Origin of the sequence: Streptomyces flavochromogenes (genome assembly GCF_000717595.1) — a bacterium.
Classification (GTDB): Bacteria; Actinomycetota; Actinomycetes; order Streptomycetales; family Streptomycetaceae; genus Streptomyces; species Streptomyces flavochromogenes.
The window spans coordinates 1-660 of sequence record NZ_JNZO01000096.1; the positions used below are offsets into that span (position 1 = coordinate 1).

Sequence of the window (660 nt, forward strand, 5' to 3'; positions counted from 1 at the left end):
GCCGCGGAGTTCGGGGTCGGTGGTGCGGGCGAGTTCCCGGTAGTACGTCAGATGGCGCCGCTCGGTCGCGGCCCGCTCCCCGGACTCCTCCAGACGCTCCCCCGCGTACTCCGCCACCGTCTCCAGAAGCCGGAACCGCATCCCCTCACCGTCCCGGCCCGGCCCCGCCACCACCAACGACTTGTCGACCAGGGCACCCAGCAGATCCAGCACGTCCGGAGCCCCGCCGTCCGCACACACCGCCTCCGCCGCCGCCAGATCCGCACCCCCCGTGAACACCGCAAGCCGCCGCAGCACCGCCCGCTCCGGCCCCTCCAGCAGATCCCACGACCAGTCCACCACCGCCCGCAACGTCTGCTGCCGCGGCAACACCGTCCGCGCCCCCGACGTCAACAACCGGAACCGGTCGTCCAGCCGCTCCGCGATCTGACGCACCGACAACAACCGCAACCGCGCCGCCGCCAACTCGATCGCCAACGGCAGACCGTCCAGACGCCGGCACACCTCCTCCGCCGCCCCCCGATCCTCCCCCACCACGAACCCCGGACGCGCCGCCGCACCCCGCTCCCCCAACAACCGCAACGCCATCCCCACCGGCAACGGCCCCAACGGCCGCACCACCTCCCCCGGCACCCCCAACGGCTCCCGGCTCGTCGCGAG

Annotated in this window: 1 protein-coding gene; it reads right to left on the reverse strand. The window is 73.9% G+C overall.

Going from position 1 to position 660, the window contains the following annotated elements; all coding sequences use genetic code 11:
* Window positions 1-660 (reverse strand): ATP-binding protein (locus IF00_RS0140390; protein WP_030327110.1); only part of this gene is annotated, 660 nt, incomplete at both ends.